The organism is Comamonas sp. 23 (genome assembly GCF_049601575.1).
GTDB lineage: Bacteria > Pseudomonadota > Gammaproteobacteria > Burkholderiales > Burkholderiaceae_C > Comamonas > Comamonas squillarum.
Window position 1 is genome coordinate 3,031,652 of record NZ_CP187127.1, and the last position, 17,709, is coordinate 3,049,360.

Here is a 17,709-nt window from a genome sequence, read left to right on the forward strand (position 1 = left end):
TTCCTCGTAGTAAAAGCAAACGCCCATCTCAGCGCCGTGTAACGTGAGCATCGCCAATGCTTCGCGCGTGATAAGCGGACCACCCCCAGTTCCGTTTCCACCCCAGAACACGGAAAAGTAGTACTCAAATCCCTGCAAGCTGAGGTCTGTCAAAAGCTTGCCTCTTTTAAGCCGATTTAACAGCCAAATCAAATGGTCACTAAGATCGTCACTATCAACTTTCCCATTCGTGTCCAAGTACCACCTATACCTCGGAACGTCCGGCCGCTGTTGAATTCCGGCTTTTCGCAGTCTTGCCCGTGAAGCAACTCGTTCGGGTGACATGTTGTCCGAAAAATCTGCGGCCCTTATCGCAGTCGCGAGGAAAATGCTTGACGGAAGCGCCGCATGGGTTCTTGAACTAATAAAAAGTGTGCAATAGCGCATCAGAACATGTCCGCTTCTGGCCGGTTCCAGACAGTTAGAAATTTCGCTGTTGAGAAGCGATACGCAAGTCACGAGTTTCCGGATACATGCGCTTGAACCTCTTTTCAGCCTCCTCCGGAAGGCCGATTAAGAGTGTTGCACTGCTATCCCAACAGACAACCTCAAACAACGCATCATCGAGCTGTGGAGACACCTCAACACCCTGCCAATATAGGGGGTTGTTATCCACATACGGTGCTTGCTCGACATTTCGGCGGTAACCGATAGGAAAGGCGCTAAAAACCCCCCAAATGAACTGAACGGTACGGGTAGCCAAAAAGTTTTCCAGTTCTACCCCAGAAAGCCATCTGTCGGTGTCTGAGAATTCGTCGCTGCCACAATTGGTATCGATATCGCTGATGTACCAATCAAAATCAGACGCATGAAGCCCCGTGGCCTCAAAAACCAGGCGCATGTCCGTGTAGAAGCGAACTCTTTCTGTCCGTTCAAGAATGAGGTTCATAGCAGTGTGTGGGTACAGCAATCTATTCATTGGCATATGCGGACATAGATGACCGCTTCTGGCCGTTTGCAGCCCGATGTTGATTTCCTTTACCTCCAGTGTAGGCGGGAAATAGCAACATGGGGTGTCGAGTCAGGCTCGACAGTGCCGGTTTGCGATTCTGTGCACACTGATGGTTTTGGCCAACCCTGCAAAAACCACGATCTGTCAACCGACGAACCCTGCAAATTCCGCGTTTTGTCAACCTAGCGGCTGCAGGCCTGATCGCTGTCGTCACCGCTCAGCCGGCGCTCGATGTTCAACTGGTCGCACAGCGCGGCTACTTCGGCGTCCCTTCGTCTAAGATCGCCTCCGAGGCTTGCGACCACGCCGAGGCCTTCTGCAAGCTGCCGGTCGAGGGCTGCGGCTTTATCTGCAAGATCGCTGCGGGCAGCGGCGTCGGCTTGGGCTTGCGCGCGATAAGTGGCGGCTCGGCTGTCGGTGTCGCGGTGCAGCCGCTCAGCACGGGCAAGCTCAGCGCGCACATCCACATCAATGCCAGTCTTGAGGTTCGCCAGGCGGTCGGCGTTGTAGATCGTGTCTTGGGCATGCTTGCTTTCCTTGATCGCGGTTTGGGTTTCGTCAGTTCTGGCAGCTTCGGCGCGGGTGGCCATGTCCTGGGCCTGCTCGGCGCGTAACTCGGCGATGGTCTGGCTGGCCTGCCAGCCTTTAACCACCCAGCCGGCGGAGAAGGCCAGCGCGGCGATGACGGCTGTCAGGATGAGTTTGATCTGCCAAGTCATAAGCCTGCCTCGCAGATTTCGCCGTTGGCATCGCCCCGGGCCTGCAGGCCGGGCAGCACCACAGATATGCCGTTGACCGTGCCACGGTTCCAGCGCGGGTTCTCACGGCATGCACCCACCACATCGCCCGCATTGGCCTTGCGCAGCAGGGTCGAGGTGTACAGCGCGCCCTCGCCCTTGTTGTGGATGAAGTCGATGAACACAGCCTGTTGCAGCGGGGTGTAGGTGGTCCAGAGACGGAACATGCTCATGGCAGTGCGCTCGGCCGCCAGGTAACGGATGCGCTCCAGGTCGTAGCAGTCGGCCGGCGTGTAGTACCTACCAGCCACCACGGCAAGGCCAGTGATGCCGTTGCAGACCGTCAGCGGCTGACCCTTGCCCAGTTTGTCCACGTAGGGGGTGCCAATGTGCCGGTAGCTGCTCTCGTAATAGCTGCCCATCACCATGGCGATCTTGACTGCCTGGGATGTGCCCGGGTCAGCGGCCACGGCCTGGATGTACTGATTCTGCTCGGCCATGGCCTGCGCGGCCGCCTTGTCGCGCTCGAGCGCCACGTAGCCGCCAGCGCTGGCAGTCAGAATAGCCAGAGCCATGAGGCCGGTACGCAGGGCGTCGGAAACTCGGCTCATAGTTCAGCCCTCTGTGTTTCACTCATCCGCTGGTAATCATCCAACAAAATAATGCGGGATCCCTTGCGCGGCTTAATCCAGCCCCAACGCTCAAACGCAGGCCGCCAAAGCTTCTTCCAAAACCATTCCGAAATAAGCAAAACGGTGTAAAGCACCGCTACTATCGATGCGATAGCCCCCCACGGGATCGAATTCACCCAGTACCAAGTTTCAAAACTTGAGTTAGCTGTGGCTGCCTGGGCAATTCTGTCTGCCACATCGGTTTGCGCGGCAGTAGCCAGTGTTACAACGCTGGTCGCCTTTGTAATTGGCATGTTGATATCAGTGTTTTGCATAACATGGCTCTCCTAAAAATAAGGACATAAATTCAACTTCGACCCTATATTTCGATTTGCACAAGGGGCAGGTCCGGGGCTTCACCTTCAATCAACCCATCTCTAACAAACACGCGCTGATCGGGCTGAGCATTACCTCTCGCATGCACGATAGCGCCCCCAAGTAACTCAACCTCTGCCACGCCCGCATCGAAAGTCAGGACCACACCAACCTGAAGCGGCCCCTTCCCAAAAAGCGTTTGAAACTGCTTGAACAAATTAGCCATAGCTCACCTCCGGCACTTCCAAATTGATCGATTGCCTGAGCTTTGCGCCACCATCCCAACCGACACTTGTCCCACGCACCAAGCCAAGATGGGAATTGGTGCCCTCCGTGTATCGAACGAATGAGCCCGGCTTGATAACGCCCGTTTGTGGAAGAACCTGCAGGCTGAGCGTGATACGCTGCTGCCGGCCAGAGGGGGACAGCTCTGCAATACCGCGCTGCCGAGCAGCATCCATGTCGGTGATGAGCGGATGGGTCACCATGGGCGCAAACCTGTCACCCGCTGTGCCCGCGCGCGTTACCTGCCCCAGCACCCCAACACCTTCCCCAGCCACGAACACGCTGTTGTAGTCAGCATTGGTCAACCACTCTGTAGCCTCAACAGAAACAGCATCCGCAGGCAGTTGGTAATCCGGCGTTATCGAGCTCCACAACCAGGACTGCTTTGGATAGCGAGGCAAAAGGCGCAAGGTTTGATCGGTGTTGTGAGGCTGGACATAGCCCCCAACAGCCGAGGCAATGTCGGTCAATGCAGCGATATAGCTGCCATTCAGCGCCCACGATCCAGCAGGAACAATCCAGTCCTGGAGTTGCCAATCGAGCAACCACCCGATCGGGGCACCATTGATGTTTAGCGCCTCGATGGCCAACTGCTGTGCAGACATGGTGGTGCGCCCGACATGGCTGATCATTGGCGCGTAGGGCGTGTCGAGCATTGCCGCCCTACCGCGCCCATTCACTTCGATTCGAGTCTTGGCGAAACTGCGCTCGCGTGAGAATCGCTCCACCAAAAGTCGATAGGGGACGTTATTCACCACAGCCTCTACCTCAACGGGAGAACCATCCTCGGGCTGTATGTACGCCAACGTGGATGAATGAAGTGATGCCTGCCAAGACCAGGTCCAGCTATCAATATCCAAACTCATACTGAAGCTGTATGCAGGAATTGGCAGACCATCTCTTACTCGTCGCAACAGAATTGAATTCAGCACTATGTAAACCTCCCGCACTGGCACAACAACGGTTTCGATCGGCTCAGGGTCAGTGCCACCCCCTTTGCGCTTGCACACAAAAACCAGCTTCCCGGTTCCATCCCAAGCCTCGGAAAACACCAGCCGCGCCACGGTGGCCGGGTCGTAGCAAAGCTCTTTTTCAGGCGGGGCGATATCCGGGGGCAGCGATACACCCGAGCGCGGCCAGGCAGCCTCCTGCCAGCGCGTATCCAGGCGCCTGGCCACCAGCCGGCCATCGCCGAAGCTGGTGCGCAGCTCGGTGCGGGTCGGGATGGCCTGTTGCCACCTGGCATCCATCAGCGCGCTCAGGTGCAGCGTCTCCTGCCAGGCCAAGGCCAGGCGAGTGCTGACGGGCACGGCTTCTTGCCAGTCGGTGGCCAGGCGTGACTCCAGCCGGATAGTCTCCTGCCAGGCAGAGGCCAGGCGGATGCTGAGCGGCTCGGCGTTCTGCCAGGCCGTAGCCAGCCGCGCCTGCAGGCGCTCGGTCTCCTGCCAGAGAGAATAGACACGGGCGGCCAGCGGCATCGCAGCCTGCCAACTGGTGACCAGTCTGGCCACATGCGCTTCGCTGAGCTGCCAGGCGGCGGCCAGGCGAGCCTCGACTGGCACTGCCTCCTGCCAAGAGAATTCCAGGCCCACCCGGGTGCCCCGGAAAACCCCCGAGTCATACTGCAGGCCCACATCCCCCTCCATCGCTGGGAAGTCGCCGTCCACCGCCATGTCGTAGGCAATGACCAGGGTGGTGACGCCATCCATCTCGGGAAAGTCGCCATCTACCCCCAGCTCAGCACCAGGCGCCGCGCTCGAATCGCCCTCATAGCCGAATACCAGCCGGCCGCTGCCGTCTGCCGGCGCGGTGAAGAGCAGTTTCCCGTCGATATCGGCCACAGTGCCTACCGGATGATGGCCGGCGTCTTGAGCAGCACTACGCCGCCCTCATACACCATGCCATTGGCAGCGCCAGAGAGCCGAAACGGGCCCGCGCCATCAGCGGCCGTCACCGCGCCGCCGTTGATCTTGTTGCCGTTGCCGTCGCACCATTCGCCCCAGGTGGGGGTGCCGGTGATCAGTGCCAGGTCATTGGCGGCCGAGGTCTGCAGGCTGATGTAGCCCTCGGCCGTCAGCACGCCGCAGGGCTTGGCCAGCGTGCGCACCGCCATCAAAGTGCCATTGCGCTCGCTGTAGAGCTTGATGCTGGACGGATTGGGGCCCGTGTCGGCCAGCGTGATGCTGGCCTGGTTGCGCACCTTGCGGTGCTCGACTGTGATCTCAAAGGTGGCCATCTCAAGCCTTTACTGCGACCACAGGGCCGCCAGCCGTGCATTTGTGCTCGCCCGTCAGGTCAATGGCGGTGACCTGGTATGCCACTCCCACCTCCAGGCCGGCGGCGTGGTAGTAGCCCAGCGCGTCGGAAAAGCCCTCCCAGGCCTTGTAGCCGTCAGCCAGGCGCAGCGCCCAAACGCGGGCGCTGGCCATGGGCACCTCGGGCGCGCTGGGGCTGGTCTTGAGCATGACGCGGTCATTGATCACGCCCGTGGTATTGCCCACCAGCCGAAAATCTCCCGCCAGATTTGCGACTCGCGGCAACGGCGCAAGGCCTGTTGGCTTTTGGGGCGCCTTACCCTGGACGAACGAGGGCGCAAGCAGGAGAGCGGTTGGGTAATTCAATACAGCCATCAAGCCCTCCAGTTGGGGCCAGTGATATCCAAGAGATATCGCCCAGCTGCGGATGAAGTACTCGGTCCAGTACCCACAACGAACATTCGTTTGCCTGCCATAGCCCCAGAGCCCGGCAGGAAGTCACCATCAGCCAGCACGCTCAAAGCCCCGGACTGCGGTATGTAATGAATGGCGGGAAGCACAACGCGAGGCACAGAGTCACTCTCAGCGCAATAAATGGTTGAAAACTTGATCTGCCCATCAACCCGGCTTGGGAGCGCACCCATGGCACCATCGGAACCCGAGTAAGTCCTGCCTCCTGCAAATGACTTTGGATCCGAGATGACAGCCGAGCCCAAACCAGACAATGCACGAGGGCTATAGATAGCTCCACCGCCGGTGACGGAGGACGTAGTACAAGCGTCGAATGATCCGTTAGTGAACGGGCCCGATGCAGTGCTGGTGCCAGCTACAGAAAGTACGCACCCCCAGGCATCACCACTGGGAGATAACGCGAGAGGATCACCGAAGCCCCGAGCCGGGGCGGCAGTTGTGTCACTGCTTGATGCGCCCACATAGGGCGCAATGGCATGCAGGAGAAACTTCGAGTCAGCAACCATCTTCCAACGCACAGCCGTCGCATTCGCAGTGATGGACTTATGCCAATATCCACCGCCTGGCATTTGCACAGCAGTAGGAAACGCACCGGTGCCGGTATCCACATCGGTCATGCTTTCATAGCCCACCACCCGCGCAAACAACGCATTTGTGTCGTCCACGCGCAAAAACATGCGATTGCCCGTCGGGTCCACGCTTCGGAACACGCTCACGTTGGTCTTGGAGAAAACCTCCTCCCAGCCGCCGACTGGCGCATAGCGCACGGTGATGCTGCCCGCAATCGGGCCGTTGGCTGCGGTGGTCGCAACTGTGATGCGGTCGCTGGCAGTGGTGAGCACCCGTTCTTCGCCATTGAAGCCTGGCGTGGTAGCGCCCGCGAGCAGTACCACGCCATGCTCTTCAAAGCTCTGGCCGCTGGGCAGCATGATGGTGGCGATGCCATCCAAGGCTGCGGCTGACACTGCGGCGGTCGGCGCGAAGCCGGTGATCAGGAAGGTGCGTATTGCACCGATCAGCGAGCCAACAACGCCGTTGATGACGGGGGCACCTCGCATGCCGCTGTGTGCCCACTTGACGGGAATGTTTGCCATGGTGTGATTTCCTCGGAGTCTTAAAGGGTGGATTCAGGCGCGCGGCCGACATCGCCGTACTGCACAAAAATGGAGTTGTCCTCGATGCCGGCCGGCGTGCCAGGCATCACGCAGCGCACGCAGGCGATCTGCGCTTCTGCCCCCACCGTGTCGATAAAGACGGTGTTGTTGGGGATGAAGCCACCCGCGCCAAAGCCCAGCGCCTTGATGTGCATGTAGGGCGCGCCTGCTGCCCGGTTGAGGGGCTTGTAGTCGGTGTTGATGTTGAAGGCGCCCAATAGACCGGACTTCTGGCCGTACAGCTCGTAGTTCTGGCTGTCCTTGAACTTGAGCGCCCAGCGCTGGCTGATGGCGCCCAGGTTGGTCACCTCAATGGCGTAGGCGTCATGGTCATACTTGGCGGCCGCTGGCCCGATGGCGGGATCCAGGCCGTCGTACCAGGTCACACCATCCCAGCTCTTTTGCGTGTAAACGCGGGTCACCCGGGCATAGCGATCCCCCTGGCGCAGCGCGCTGCTGAAAACCGCGCCCGCAGGGAAGGCGTAGCCGATTGGCGTGGTGAAGTGCACCTCGCCATTGATCAGCACCTTGGAGACCCGCAGATAGACGCCCACCCGGCCAATCACGCGGACTTGCGCGGGGTAGCCGGTCAGGTCGTTGAACTTGACAGTGCCCGCATCCAAGTCTGCCTCGAAGCCCGTGAAGATCTCCGCGCCATCCTCGCCCAGCACATGCATATGAGACATGCGCTCATGGCCCAGCTCGTAGGTCATGCCGACGGTGGGCACAAACGCCGTGCCGCCATACTCGGTGCCGATCCAGCCCGAGTCGCCGCTGCGCACAAAGGGCACCAGGCCATCAGAGGGTAGCGCAGCCGGATCGAGACCCGTCAGGTTCACATCGACCGGCAGGTAGACGTAGGTGACCGCGTTGTAGCGCAGCGTGGTGGGGTCCACCGGCCACGGCCGCCAGATCTTGCCCGCCTCGACCGCGCCGACGTCGGCTGCGCTGTACCACCATTCGGCCTTGTCCGCGTCCGTCAGCTCAGCTGCCAGCACGAAGTCGCCCGTCTGCAGGGCAACGCTACCGCGTGCAAACACGACCTTGCCGCGCATGTGTGGACCGGTGATGTTACCCTGGTTATCCACGTTGGCAGTGAGCAGGTTGCCCTTGGTGTCGTTGACGGTCAGCACGAAGCCACCAGGGCCGGCGCGCAGCGGCGCGGACTCGGTGTTGAAAAACAGGCTTGCCGTCGTCCACTGGCCCTTTTGCGTCCACAGCGATATCAGCTGGAAGTCGCCGGGCCCGGTGCCGCCCACCACGTAATCGGTCATGAGCACGGTGCCGCCCGCGTAATCGATGTAGCCGCTGATGGTGCCCGGCTGGGTGTCGGTGCGGCCCCGGTAGATCACGCCCTCGAAGTCCACATAGGTGGTCGCCATCCAGCGGAACATGACCGAGCCGGCCACAATCCGGTCTGTGGTAAGTGGGCACAGGTCCAGCGTCACGGCGGGCATCACATAGCTCATGGTTTTGGACAGCGGCACGCCGGCGCCCGTGCGGTACCGCACCATGACCGAGGAGCTGGCCAGCATCTGCTCGCCCACCGAGGCGGTGCCGTAGGAGCCGCCCTTGCTGGAGTCCGAGCTGCTCGACCCTTCACCATCGGCCACCGTGCGCTCGAACTCGGCCGCGTCCTGGTGGTCGGACTTATAGCTCTCGGTCGACCTGGTGAAGTCCACCACCTTGATGTTGAGCTGCTTGCCGACATAGTTGACGTTGCCCAGGCCGGTCAGGAAATTGCCCAGCCCGTCGTCGGTAGCTTTGCTGATGGCCACGATGCGACCGTCGTTGGTCGTGCCCGTCTCGGTCGTGAGCGTTGAGCTCTTACCGGTGGTGGTCTTGACAGTGAACGGGAGTACTTTGGTTTGAATAGCCATGGTCGGTCGCTCAGGAAGTCATGATCGGGATGTAGCCAGGCTTGTAGCCAATGGCTGGCGGCAGCACGGCGGCCGGCGCTGGCTCGTAGTACTCGGGCACAGGCTTGTAGGTATAGGTGGCCGTGGTGTCCTTGTTGGCAGTGGTGGTCGTCAGGTTGCCGCCCGAGGTGTTGGACACCGCCCGGGCCGTCGCCCACTGCACCACTACCGACTTGGCGGCGGGCTGCTGGGACAGCGTCATCGCAATGAAGCCGCCCGCGTCCGGCGAGAGGCCGGGGAAGTACTCGGTGATGGTGCCGTCGATCTCGTAGGTGATCTCCATCTCGGCGCCCGGGTCCGGCATGTACTTGGGGCGCACCACCAGCGTGCGGCTGGGGTAGTCCACCACGCCCGTCGCATCTCCCGTCAGCGTGCCATTGCCGTCCTCGGTGAAGGTGCGGATCACGTTCTGGCTGGTGTAGCGCACAACGATGGTCCCGGGCTTGGCCTGGTCGGAGTCGTTGTCGGCGTCGAGCGTGATGACCAGCTCGGGCATGCGCACATTGGCGCCCTGGCCCGAGCGGTCGGTATAGGCATCTTTGGTGCCCCAGGTGATGGCGATGCTGCTGCCGATATCGGGGATGGCGTTGGTGGTGAGGCTCAGGTCACCCGTCAGGTGGCTGACAGCACCGCCGCCAGAGCCGGTGATACGGCCGGTGCCGTCATCCCGTGCCGTGTAGCGCTGGCCCAGCGTGAAGAAGTCGATAAAGGTCAGGCCGGGCTGCGGCAGCGGGAACAGGCGCTCGACAAAGTTCTTGCCCGCGTTGTTCTCGCCGATGACGATCTGCTTGGTGTGCGGGGTGATGCCCACTTCCACGCGCCGGGGCGACTCGGCCAGCACCACGGTGTAGCGCGAGCTGGGCCGCTGGTCGACCAGGTTGGATTCGGTCCGGTTGTTGGGCACCACCTGGGTGTAGATGGTCGGGAGCTTGACGAAGGTATCGTTGATCCCGCAGGGCAGCTCCAGCCGGCCGGCGCTGTAGAACACACCCGCGTCGACAAACGTAGTCTCCCGAAACAGCGTCTTGTTGGCGGCCCGCGTGAAGAAGATGTCAGGGGGCGAGCCGGGAAAGTCCAGCGTGAGCGGGTTCATGAGCTCGATCACCGACAGCTGCGCATCAAACGTGGTGGCCTGGCCGTTCACGACCACCGTGTATTTGCGGATCTCGGTCTTGACCGCCTTGACCGTAATGCGCTGGCGGCGCTCGCTGGCCTTGCCCTCGTCATAGATCAGCAGGAAGGTCAGGCCAATGCCAGGCGGCACCATCTCTGGCCGCTGGAAAATCGAGATTTGCCCCATGGTGGCAAAGTGGTCCTGCAGCAAGTAGCCACCGAACTCGGGCCCAGCTGCACGCATGCGCTCAATGCGCGCTGCGATATCGGCGCGAGTGGCAAATGAGTCGCCCAGCGACAGGATGGTGACTGCCACACGAGGGTCGCTCGGAGGGTTGGCCACGATAACGTTGGCGCCCTGCAGCATGGTGCGGTCTGCGTTGCGCAGCACACCGAAGATGCTGTAAATCTCCACGCGGCCGTTGACCCGGGAGTCGAGCGGGATGTCCGGGAAGATCTCATTGGAGCGGCCAGAGGTCAGCAGCTTGGCCGAGGGCGGGCCGCCGCCCTCTTTGGCGTCGACCATGCGGGCCGACTGTGCGAAGCGAATGTCGCCAAACAAAAGAGTCATTGCTACACCGTGATGAGTTTGAAGGTTGCGTAGTAGCGCTGGCCGCCATTTGGCAGTTCAGGGCGGCCGATTGGAGCTGCCGAAATGGCCTCGTCGTCCGCATCGAACTGAACGTCAAACACACGGCCATCGGCGAGAACGAGGGAATGGGTCGCCAGCGGTTGATTCGCAAGCGTCATCACCTGCATGAGAACGTCACGACCTATCCAGCCCGCACCCTCTTCTGCCTGCAAGGTGATGGGACGCCCCGCCTTCTTCACGCCCACATCCAAAAGGAGCGCACCCGTGGTGCTGTATTCCTTGTCCTTTTGAACTGCCAGCCAAGAAAACTCATCGACCCAAACCATTCCACGGGGAATTTGCAAGCCACCTAAGGTGTGAAACTTCTCGGTCATTGCGCCACCTTCGCGGCAAAATCCAGACGGCCCAGCAGGCGCTTGAGATCGGCATCAGTACCATCCACGGTGTTGACACTGAATTTCTCCTGCGAGCCGTTGTAGACCAGGGTGATGTTGTTGACGACAGTCGTGGTGCTGCGAGTCGGCGCGGCCACAGCTGGTGCAGCTGCAACTGGGGCATTGGCTGCAGCCTTCTGCTCGCTCTCTTGCTTGGCTTTGGCAAGCGCATCATCCTTGCCCTTACCGTTCATGAAGTAGTCTTGAACCAAGTTGCCAAGGGCATCCGACAGGGTGTTGCCGCGCCACTTGTTTTGGCCGGCATTGTTGTAGTACTGCACGTTGCCTTGGGCGTCCGTGAAGTCTTTTGCGGCGTTGCGGGCCGACTCTTCATCCAGGCCGCGCTGCTTGAGCTCGTCGACAATCCGCATCCAGGTCCAGCCGCCGGCGCTGCGGGTGGCGTGGCCCATGTTGTCGTGCCCCTGGTAACCCGCAGCAAGATCGGAAGACTTTCGAGCCGCTTCAGCAGCTTGCTGCGCAGCCCTCTCCGCAGCCTCCCCCATCTGCACAAATCCTGCCGCAGCATCTCGTGCTGCATCTCCAACCCCGCCTGTCGCTCCTGCAGCTTGCTCCATCAGACGAATGGTTGCCTTACCAGCAGCATCGACTTCCACCTTGAAGCCATGCATTCCAGCCTCAGCCTGAATTGACGAAGATGCAACGCCGTTATTTGCAGCGATGGCCTTGTCTGCATAAGACTTCCATGCATTCGCCTTGTCTGCAAGAGTGGTATCGCCTGAGTTCTTTATGGCTTCAAAGCTCGCCTTAGCAGCCTCAGCCATACGCTTCAACTCTGCCTGACTGGTTACCCCCAACTCCTGAAACGCACGGCTCACCCGCTCGGCTGCGCTTTCGACCGGAGCCCCTTGCTTATTGAACTCATCGGTAACTCCGGCCACTGCCTTGCGAATCTGATCTTGAAGCTCAACAGCCTTCTGCCAATTACCGGAATCGATTGCAGCCTTATATTGCGCCTGCAGATCCGCCAATGCCGTTTTTTGAGCAGCATCAGCTTTCGCCTTAACAGCTGCCGACGCAGCGGCAGCCTCTGTTTTCGCAGCAGCCTCAGCAACAGCTCGACCAGCAGCCTTACTCGCTTCAGATAGCGCTTTGGACTCCTCACTACCTTTCGCCATAGCGTCACTGAAGCGACCAAAGCCATCCTGAGCAGTCCTAGCTGCCTCTGTCGCACTGTCAAACGCCTCTGAAGCCTTATCAGCTAGAGCCTCAGCCGCAGCACCTGTTGCACCGGCGGATATCTCCACGTCTTTGGCAAAATCCGCAAACTGCTTGGACACGTCGCCAAAGGAGATCTTGGCCATCCCCTGGAGCAGCAGGGCAAGACCTTCCTGAATTTTTGCCAGGACACCAGCCGCTGTTGCACCCAAGAGATACAGTACGGACATGACGGCATTTCCACCTGCCGACATCACCCCGTATGCCGTCTGCATGATGGCGCCCGCAGCATTGGCCTTGTTGCCAATGGCCTCGAAAGCCGCGCCCGCCTCATTGGCCCACGTTTGAATCTTGGTTGTCAGGGCATCCAGATCAAAGCTGGCAACGAACTTTGTAACCCAATCTATGCCCGCCTGAAATGCCTTGGCAATGGCATCCCCCATCTTTCCGATGGTTCCATCAGCCACCCAGGCGCGGAATGTTTCCGAGAGCTTCTCGACTCCTGCCTGCAACACCGGCAGGACAGGCTTGGTCAGCGTGTTGGTAACACTCGTCCAAGCCTGTGACATGGCAGCTAGACTGCCGTTCAGGTTATTTTTCAGGATGTCCGCAAAACTCTGGGCGCTGCCACTCGAATCCTGCAGTTCCTTTTTCAACCCGGACAATGCAGCCATACCCTGGTTGAGCAGCGACCGCAATGCTGGACCAGCCTCAAGCCCCACCGCGTTGATGGCCTTGCTACCTTTGGGACCCGCCGCAGCAAGCTGCTGCAAAGCCTTTTCGAAATCGTTGGTAGTGATACCGGCAGCCGAAAGCTGCTGACGGAACTTACTGGCTGGATCGGCAAACTGGCTCATGATCGAGTTGAGCGCTGTACCCGCCCGGCTGGCGTCAATGCCGGCGTCTGCCAACTTACCGATGATGGCCACAGTACCTTCAAGGCTGACACCCAAGGTTCGGGCGATGGGGGCCGTGTAGCTCAACGCCTGGCCAAGGCCATCGACGCTGGTGTTGGTGGCATTCGCACCCTTGGCCAACACGTCCGCCACGCGCGCAGCATCAGAAAATGACAGGCCCATCCCCATCACAGTCTTGGTGACGTAGTCAGCGGACGCTCCCAGCTCTATGCCGCCAGCAGCGGCAAGCTTGATTACCGCAGGCAGCGCCTTGACCGCATCGGCGGCCGACAAACCGGCTTTACCCAGGTTTTCAAGCGCACCAGCTGCCTCAATTGCAGTGAATTGCGTACCCGAGATAGCTTTTGCGATGGCCCCTTCCATCGTCTTCATCTCGGCGGCAGTAGCGCCAGTAGCCGCCTCGACCTTGGACATGGCGGCTTGCAGATCGGCCGCGCCCTTGACTGCGCCGACGAACGCCTGCACACCAAAATATGCGGCAATGCTCGCCCCCACCAACTTGATCTTGTTGCTCAAGCCGTCGAACACCGCAGACGCATTGTCTTTGGCGTTGATCAGAATGTTGATGGGTTTAAATGCCATGCGATTTGTGCTCTATGGTTTGCATTGCCGTCAGCGGGCACTAACAACAATGCAAACCACCCGGCCGGCATGGCCTGGCCAGGATGGTTTTAGGACTTAGACGCCAGGGACTGGGCGGCCGTCGACGTAGATGGCTTCCGCATTGGCGCTCTTGAGCACCTCCAGGCCAAACTCCATCTGCGCGAAGTCAGTACTGTTGCCCTCGGCAATCAGCGGCAGGTCACCACTCGGGGTGAGCGTGACCAGCGGGCAGAAGACATCGCGATTGCCACCGATGGCGTTGTCGGACACGATGCGCAGGCTGCCGGTCAGCTCCGAGCTGCCGCCGGACTTCACGGCGTCATACGAGCCAGCGACCGGCGTGTAATTCACCTTGACCTTGGTGTTTTCGGCAATGGCACCGCCCGCCAGGATCTGGATGCGGCCCGTGGGCAAATCCACCTCATAGTCAACACCGGCTTCGTAAGGCGTTGTGCCGGCCTCGTTGTTGACGGCCACGCCCGTGACGTTTCGCACACCCAGCGGCTTGGAAGGCGTCGCGCCCAGCTGGTAGAAATAGCCAGGGGACACGGTGATTTCTTCACCCACTACCGGAGTGGCCGCCTGCGTTACACGCGCGGCGGTGCCAGAGAGCCAGCGCGCAAAGTTCTGCGGGCTAAAGTTGTCACACGTCAGCGAGCCAGTGCGGTCGATGCGAACCACGACAGCGGCATCCTTTTGCGCCAGGCCGGTTTCAGAGCTGTAGTGGTCGGCCTTCTCGGTGTCAATGGTGAGCGACACGCCAGGGCAGTTGCCAAAGGGGTACTCACCCGCAAAGGTGCCGTCGGCGCGCTGCAGGTTGAAAAACACCCGACCGCGCGGGATGACATACTGATTCGTTTCGTACTTCAAAGCCATGTCGGGCTCCTAAGGTTGAAGGGTTAGTTGCCGCTGCGATAGATCGCAGCAGTCTCGAAAAACATGACCACACCAAACACGCCGTCGTCTTGCTCAGGCATGGGGCTGGCCCGCCGGTAATGCAGGTAGTCCCATGGGCGGCCCCTCACGGGCTCCGGCGCCCAGTCATGCAGCGCTTGAAAGCTGGCATCAAAGGCACCGTCCAGAAGATCGACTGCACCAGAACCTCGGCGTGCTGCAAGAGCCACAGACCAGGCCGCGCCAATAGATGCAGCCTTTTGATTGCTCGTGTTGACAGGGGTATCGTCCAAGCGAACCACCAGAAGCACCTTGTTGGCAGGGACCTTGCGGTTTGCATCCTCAGACCAGCCCACCACCTGTGCATCGGGGAGCGCCTGCGCCAAGCGCGCAACGATTTGCGGCTCCAGTGCGTACATCAGTCGCCTTCCTGGATAAGACGAACCATCACAAGGCCAGCCCCGTCCGGCTCAACGTCTTGCACCCGGTAGGAGATCGAGTCAATCAAGATCGCATCACCGCGCTGCAGCGAACCCAGCATTTCCGCTGAGCCCTTGCACTGCGGCGACCGGCTGTCGACATCGCCCCCGAATGCATCGCCATAAGGCGACTCAAAGATCACCCCGAACGGCTCGCCCCCGTCAACGCGAGCAACCGCGTTGGCCAGGCGCTGCATCACTGCGGCGTTAGCGCGCTGCTGGATGGCGACGAAAGGGGCGACGCTGGCGACCATTTGCCTTAACCGTTGAGCTGCACGCTGACGGTAGTGGCATCCGCCGCAGCCGGATAGGCGGCATAGCCGGCAGGCGTGTTGCTGGTGGACGTTTTGGTGATCAGGCCCTCTGCCGTCAGGTAGACCAGATCACCCTGGCCCAGAGCGTCTGCAGCCACCTTGGGCAGAACGGCCACACCAGACACGCGCACAGCGCCCAACTGGTTGGCGGCCAGCGAGTTGACGACGACGCCTACGCGCTTGCCCAGGGCCACGGGGGTTCCGCCTGCCACAGCTGCGGTCGGGGTGTAGTCCAGCACATCCCCGGGTTGCACAAAGTTCTTCATGGATTAACTCCTGTTGCGTTGACTGCACCCAGCCGATGGCTGGGCGCCGAGGATTACTGGCCTGGGTTTTTGGCCAAGCCACGGAAGTTGAGAGGCGAGACGCCGGCATCGATGCGCACCTTGAATTCGGTGCCGTCAACCGTCCAGCCCTGCTGCTGCTCCAGATATGGCGTCTGGTTGCCATCCAGGTAGTTCACCTCCACGGTGTCGTACAGGTTGGGATCGGCCGCGCCGTACCACGCCAGCTTGGACTTGGCATCCAGGCGCGCATCGGCGATCACCTCGAACGACTCACGCACGATGTTGGGCACCGTGTTGTTCTTAGCAGTTGCGCCGACGGCAAACTCGGAAGCACGCACGGTGTTCGCGGCGCCACGCAGCGATACCGGCACCAGCATGTACTTGAGCGGCACATTGGTAACGTGGCCGTCCTTGGTCTTCTGCAGGGCCATGGCCGACTGCATGGCGTCAACGCTGTCGGTGGTGATACCAGCAGCAGCCAGCAGATTGCCGTGGTCAGCGTGGAACAGCGCCTTGCCGTCTTCATCCATCACGGGGTTGCCGTTGAGTACGGCATAAACTAGATCAGCCACAGTGCGGATAGCGGCACGGCCCATAGCCCGGGGGATGGAAGCGAAGGCACCCAGGTCATCGTTGATGATGGCCTGGCGAGTGATCGAGAACATCTTGCCGTAGGTGGCCAGCACGACGCTCTGCCCGCTCTCGCCAATGGTGCCCGACTTGTACTCACCGCCTTCGGGGATCAGATCCAGATTGGCGAAGGCACCCAGCGAAACTCGCTTGGAAGGGCGGAAGTCGTTCAACGTGCCAGCACGCGTCCACAGCTGGAAGGTTTCTTCAGCTTCCGTGTAGCCTTGCGACATTGCGCTGCGAGCGACTTCCTGCAGCAGCAGGGGGAAGTCACTGGTGGAGTGCGTGAATGCACTGGCCACGACTTGCATCTTGTCTCCCACGCCCACGCCGGCACGAGCGGCACTTGCACGGGCCATCTCCAGCAGGGTGTGCCCGCGATACGGGTTGGCACCGTCTTGCTTGCCGAGACCCGCACGGGCCAGCAGGGCCTTTACCTTGGCGGCGCGCTGCACATCGGCTTCGTCAGCCACGGTCACGACAGTGCCAGCAATGGATTCAACGCCCTTCGCCATATGGGCCAGCAGCTTCTGACCCGCCGCAGCGACAGTCGTAGTGCTGTCGTCCTCGCATTGGCGCTGCAGCGCTGAGACGCCCTCGCGCTGCGAGAAGGGCGCAAACTGCGCGGCAATGGCTTGGCGACGTTCCTTGTCTGCCTGCAGGGCGGCCTGGGCGATTGCCTGCGGATCCTGCGCGGCAGGAGCCACAGGGGCAGCGGCTACGACAGGAGTCTGCACCGCCTGGGTTTCGGTTTTATCCATGGATGTTTCCTTGGTTGGAATCGCGGCGGTGGCCGCACGGGGTTGCACCACGGCCGCCGGCTGGCGGCTGTAGCGGGCTTGCGCTGCATCACGCACATGGGCGGATGCGGCAATGGGAAGGGGGTCGGAGATTTCGTCAATCAGGCCTTGAGCCAGGGCCTCTTGAGCGGTGAAATAGTGATCTTTGCCATCGGCCAGCCAGGCATCGATATCGGCCTGGGCTACGCCCTTGGCGACAAAGCTCGTCGCGATGGCGGCGCTGTGCTGATCGAGCGAGTCGGCATAGTCACGCATCTCCGCTGCGTTGCCCAAGATGCCACCCCAAGGGGCATGCACCATCATCAATGCGTTGGAGGCCATGCGGCGCGTGCTGCCCGCCTGTGCGATGAGGCTGGAGATGCTGTATGCGCATCCGTCAACTTCCGTCACCACATGGGCCTTATGACGCTTGAGCGCGTTATGGATGGCAATGCCGTCAGTAACGCTGCCGCCGTAGCTGTTGATGCGGACGGTCAGCTCAGTCACATCCAAAGCAGCGATTTCGCGAACGAAGTCTTTGGCTGCAATGGTTTCATCCCACCAGCTTTCGCCGATGTCACCATAGATCAGCACTTCTGCAGCGCTTTGAACGCCTGCAGCGGCCGCAGCGATAGCCGTCTTGTGACGGACGGTGTACCAGGGTTGCGCTTGTGCTGTAGACATGAAAAGAGC

18 protein-coding genes are annotated in these 17,709 nt (G+C 60.6%); all 18 read right to left on the bottom strand.

Features of this window, described 5'->3' with window-relative positions:
* Positions 1–460: 460 nt before the first annotated feature.
* The 18 genes from ACPEE1_RS13620 to ACPEE1_RS13705 all read right to left on the bottom strand — a co-directional run bounded on the left by ACPEE1_RS13620 (position 461) and on the right by ACPEE1_RS13705 (position 17,700).
* Positions 461–928 (bottom strand): hypothetical protein, encoded by a 468-nt coding sequence (locus tag ACPEE1_RS13620; protein ID WP_423933142.1) that lies wholly within the window; start codon positions 926–928, stop codon positions 461–463.
* Positions 929–1,173: 245 nt separating this feature from the next.
* Positions 1,174–1,710, bottom strand: a complete 537-nt coding sequence (locus ACPEE1_RS13625) for a hypothetical protein (RefSeq protein ID WP_423933145.1) — start codon at positions 1,708–1,710, stop codon at positions 1,174–1,176.
* Positions 1,707–2,339, bottom strand: coding sequence for a glycoside hydrolase family protein (locus tag ACPEE1_RS13630; RefSeq protein ID WP_423933148.1), 633 nt, complete (start codon positions 2,337–2,339; stop codon positions 1,707–1,709). The genes ACPEE1_RS13625 and ACPEE1_RS13630 overlap by 4 nt, the downstream gene beginning before the upstream one ends.
* Positions 2,336–2,674 carry a hypothetical protein gene (locus tag ACPEE1_RS13635; RefSeq protein WP_423933150.1) on the bottom strand — a complete coding sequence of 113 codons (339 nt, stop codon included), beginning with the start codon at positions 2,672–2,674 and terminating at the stop codon, positions 2,336–2,338. Before ACPEE1_RS13635 ends, ACPEE1_RS13630 begins: the two co-directional genes overlap by 4 nt.
* A gap of 44 nt (positions 2,675–2,718) precedes the next feature.
* Positions 2,719–2,940 (bottom strand): hypothetical protein, encoded by a 222-nt coding sequence (locus ACPEE1_RS13640; protein ID WP_423933153.1) that lies wholly within the window; start codon positions 2,938–2,940, stop codon positions 2,719–2,721.
* A complete protein-coding gene (locus ACPEE1_RS13645; protein WP_423936503.1) occupies positions 2,933–4,840 on the bottom strand; it encodes a hypothetical protein in 1,908 nt (635 codons plus the stop codon). Before ACPEE1_RS13645 ends, ACPEE1_RS13640 begins: the two co-directional genes overlap by 8 nt.
* A gap of 5 nt (positions 4,841–4,845) precedes the next feature.
* Positions 4,846–5,235: a hypothetical protein gene (locus ACPEE1_RS13650; protein WP_423933155.1), complete on the bottom strand. Its 390-nt coding sequence runs from the start codon at positions 5,233–5,235 to the stop codon at positions 4,846–4,848.
* A gap of 1 nt (position 5,236) precedes the next feature.
* Positions 5,237–5,500 (bottom strand): hypothetical protein, encoded by a 264-nt coding sequence (locus ACPEE1_RS13655; protein WP_423933157.1) that lies wholly within the window; start codon positions 5,498–5,500, stop codon positions 5,237–5,239.
* Positions 5,501–5,628: 128 nt separating this feature from the next.
* Positions 5,629–6,819, bottom strand: a complete 1,191-nt coding sequence (locus ACPEE1_RS13660) for a hypothetical protein (RefSeq protein ID WP_423933159.1) — start codon at positions 6,817–6,819, stop codon at positions 5,629–5,631.
* 20 nt (positions 6,820–6,839) lie between these two features.
* Positions 6,840–8,759, bottom strand: a complete 1,920-nt coding sequence (locus ACPEE1_RS13665; protein ID WP_423933162.1) for a hypothetical protein — start codon at positions 8,757–8,759, stop codon at positions 6,840–6,842.
* A 10-nt stretch (positions 8,760–8,769) separates the two neighbouring features.
* The gene (locus ACPEE1_RS13670) at positions 8,770–10,482 is read right to left on the bottom strand and encodes a hypothetical protein (protein WP_423933164.1); all 1,713 of its coding nucleotides are present in this window, start codon (positions 10,480–10,482) and stop codon (positions 8,770–8,772) included.
* 2 nt (positions 10,483–10,484) lie between these two features.
* Complete coding sequence (locus tag ACPEE1_RS13675; RefSeq protein ID WP_423933167.1) at positions 10,485–10,877, bottom strand: hypothetical protein; 393 nt, start codon at positions 10,875–10,877, stop codon at positions 10,485–10,487.
* The gene (locus tag ACPEE1_RS13680) at positions 10,874–13,612 is read right to left on the bottom strand and encodes a phage tail tape measure protein (protein WP_423933170.1); all 2,739 of its coding nucleotides are present in this window, start codon (positions 13,610–13,612) and stop codon (positions 10,874–10,876) included. The genes ACPEE1_RS13675 and ACPEE1_RS13680 overlap by 4 nt, the downstream gene beginning before the upstream one ends.
* Before the next feature lie 96 nt (positions 13,613–13,708).
* Positions 13,709–14,509, bottom strand: coding sequence for a hypothetical protein (locus ACPEE1_RS13685; protein ID WP_423933173.1), 801 nt, complete (start codon positions 14,507–14,509; stop codon positions 13,709–13,711).
* A gap of 23 nt (positions 14,510–14,532) precedes the next feature.
* On the bottom strand, positions 14,533–14,946 hold the full coding sequence (locus tag ACPEE1_RS13690; protein WP_423933176.1) for a hypothetical protein: 414 nt from the start codon (positions 14,944–14,946) through the stop codon (positions 14,533–14,535).
* Entirely contained in the window at positions 14,946–15,260 is a 315-nt protein-coding gene (locus ACPEE1_RS13695) for a head-tail joining protein (RefSeq protein ID WP_423933178.1), read from the bottom strand. The genes ACPEE1_RS13690 and ACPEE1_RS13695 overlap by 1 nt, the downstream gene beginning before the upstream one ends.
* Positions 15,261–15,265: 5 nt before the next feature.
* Positions 15,266–15,586, bottom strand: a complete 321-nt coding sequence (locus ACPEE1_RS13700; protein WP_423933181.1) for a DUF2190 family protein — start codon at positions 15,584–15,586, stop codon at positions 15,266–15,268.
* A 53-nt stretch (positions 15,587–15,639) separates the two neighbouring features.
* A complete protein-coding gene (locus ACPEE1_RS13705; RefSeq protein ID WP_423933184.1) occupies positions 15,640–17,700 on the bottom strand; it encodes a ClpP-like prohead protease/major capsid protein fusion protein in 2,061 nt (686 codons plus the stop codon).
* Positions 17,701–17,709 lie beyond the last annotated feature (9 nt).

Excerpts from the sequence above, each read along its gene's own strand:
- ACPEE1_RS13620 (WP_423933142.1), bottom strand. The coding sequence starts at position 928 with ATGAACCTCATTCTTGAACGGACAGAAAGAGTTCGCTTCTACACGGAC.
- ACPEE1_RS13625 (WP_423933145.1), bottom strand. The coding sequence starts at position 1,710 with ATGACTTGGCAGATCAAACTCATCCTGACAGCCGTCATCGCCGCGCTG.
- ACPEE1_RS13630 (WP_423933148.1), bottom strand. The coding sequence starts at position 2,339 with ATGAGCCGAGTTTCCGACGCCCTGCGTACCGGCCTCATGGCTCTGGCT.
- ACPEE1_RS13635 (WP_423933150.1), bottom strand. The coding sequence starts at position 2,674 with ATGCAAAACACTGATATCAACATGCCAATTACAAAGGCGACCAGCGTT.
- ACPEE1_RS13640 (WP_423933153.1), bottom strand. The coding sequence starts at position 2,940 with ATGGCTAATTTGTTCAAGCAGTTTCAAACGCTTTTTGGGAAGGGGCCG.
- ACPEE1_RS13650 (WP_423933155.1), bottom strand. The coding sequence starts at position 5,235 with ATGGCCACCTTTGAGATCACAGTCGAGCACCGCAAGGTGCGCAACCAG.
- ACPEE1_RS13660 (WP_423933159.1), bottom strand. The coding sequence starts at position 6,819 with ATGGCAAACATTCCCGTCAAGTGGGCACACAGCGGCATGCGAGGTGCC.
- ACPEE1_RS13665 (WP_423933162.1), bottom strand. The coding sequence starts at position 8,759 with ATGGCTATTCAAACCAAAGTACTCCCGTTCACTGTCAAGACCACCACC.
- ACPEE1_RS13670 (WP_423933164.1), bottom strand. The coding sequence starts at position 10,482 with ATGACTCTTTTGTTTGGCGACATTCGCTTCGCACAGTCGGCCCGCATG.
- ACPEE1_RS13675 (WP_423933167.1), bottom strand. The coding sequence starts at position 10,877 with ATGACCGAGAAGTTTCACACCTTAGGTGGCTTGCAAATTCCCCGTGGA.
- ACPEE1_RS13680 (WP_423933170.1), bottom strand. The coding sequence starts at position 13,612 with ATGGCATTTAAACCCATCAACATTCTGATCAACGCCAAAGACAATGCG.
- ACPEE1_RS13685 (WP_423933173.1), bottom strand. The coding sequence starts at position 14,509 with ATGGCTTTGAAGTACGAAACGAATCAGTATGTCATCCCGCGCGGTCGG.
- ACPEE1_RS13690 (WP_423933176.1), bottom strand. The coding sequence starts at position 14,946 with ATGTACGCACTGGAGCCGCAAATCGTTGCGCGCTTGGCGCAGGCGCTC.
- ACPEE1_RS13695 (WP_423933178.1), bottom strand. The coding sequence starts at position 15,260 with ATGGTCGCCAGCGTCGCCCCTTTCGTCGCCATCCAGCAGCGCGCTAAC.
- ACPEE1_RS13700 (WP_423933181.1), bottom strand. The coding sequence starts at position 15,586 with ATGAAGAACTTTGTGCAACCCGGGGATGTGCTGGACTACACCCCGACC.
- ACPEE1_RS13705 (WP_423933184.1), bottom strand. The coding sequence starts at position 17,700 with ATGTCTACAGCACAAGCGCAACCCTGGTACACCGTCCGTCACAAGACG.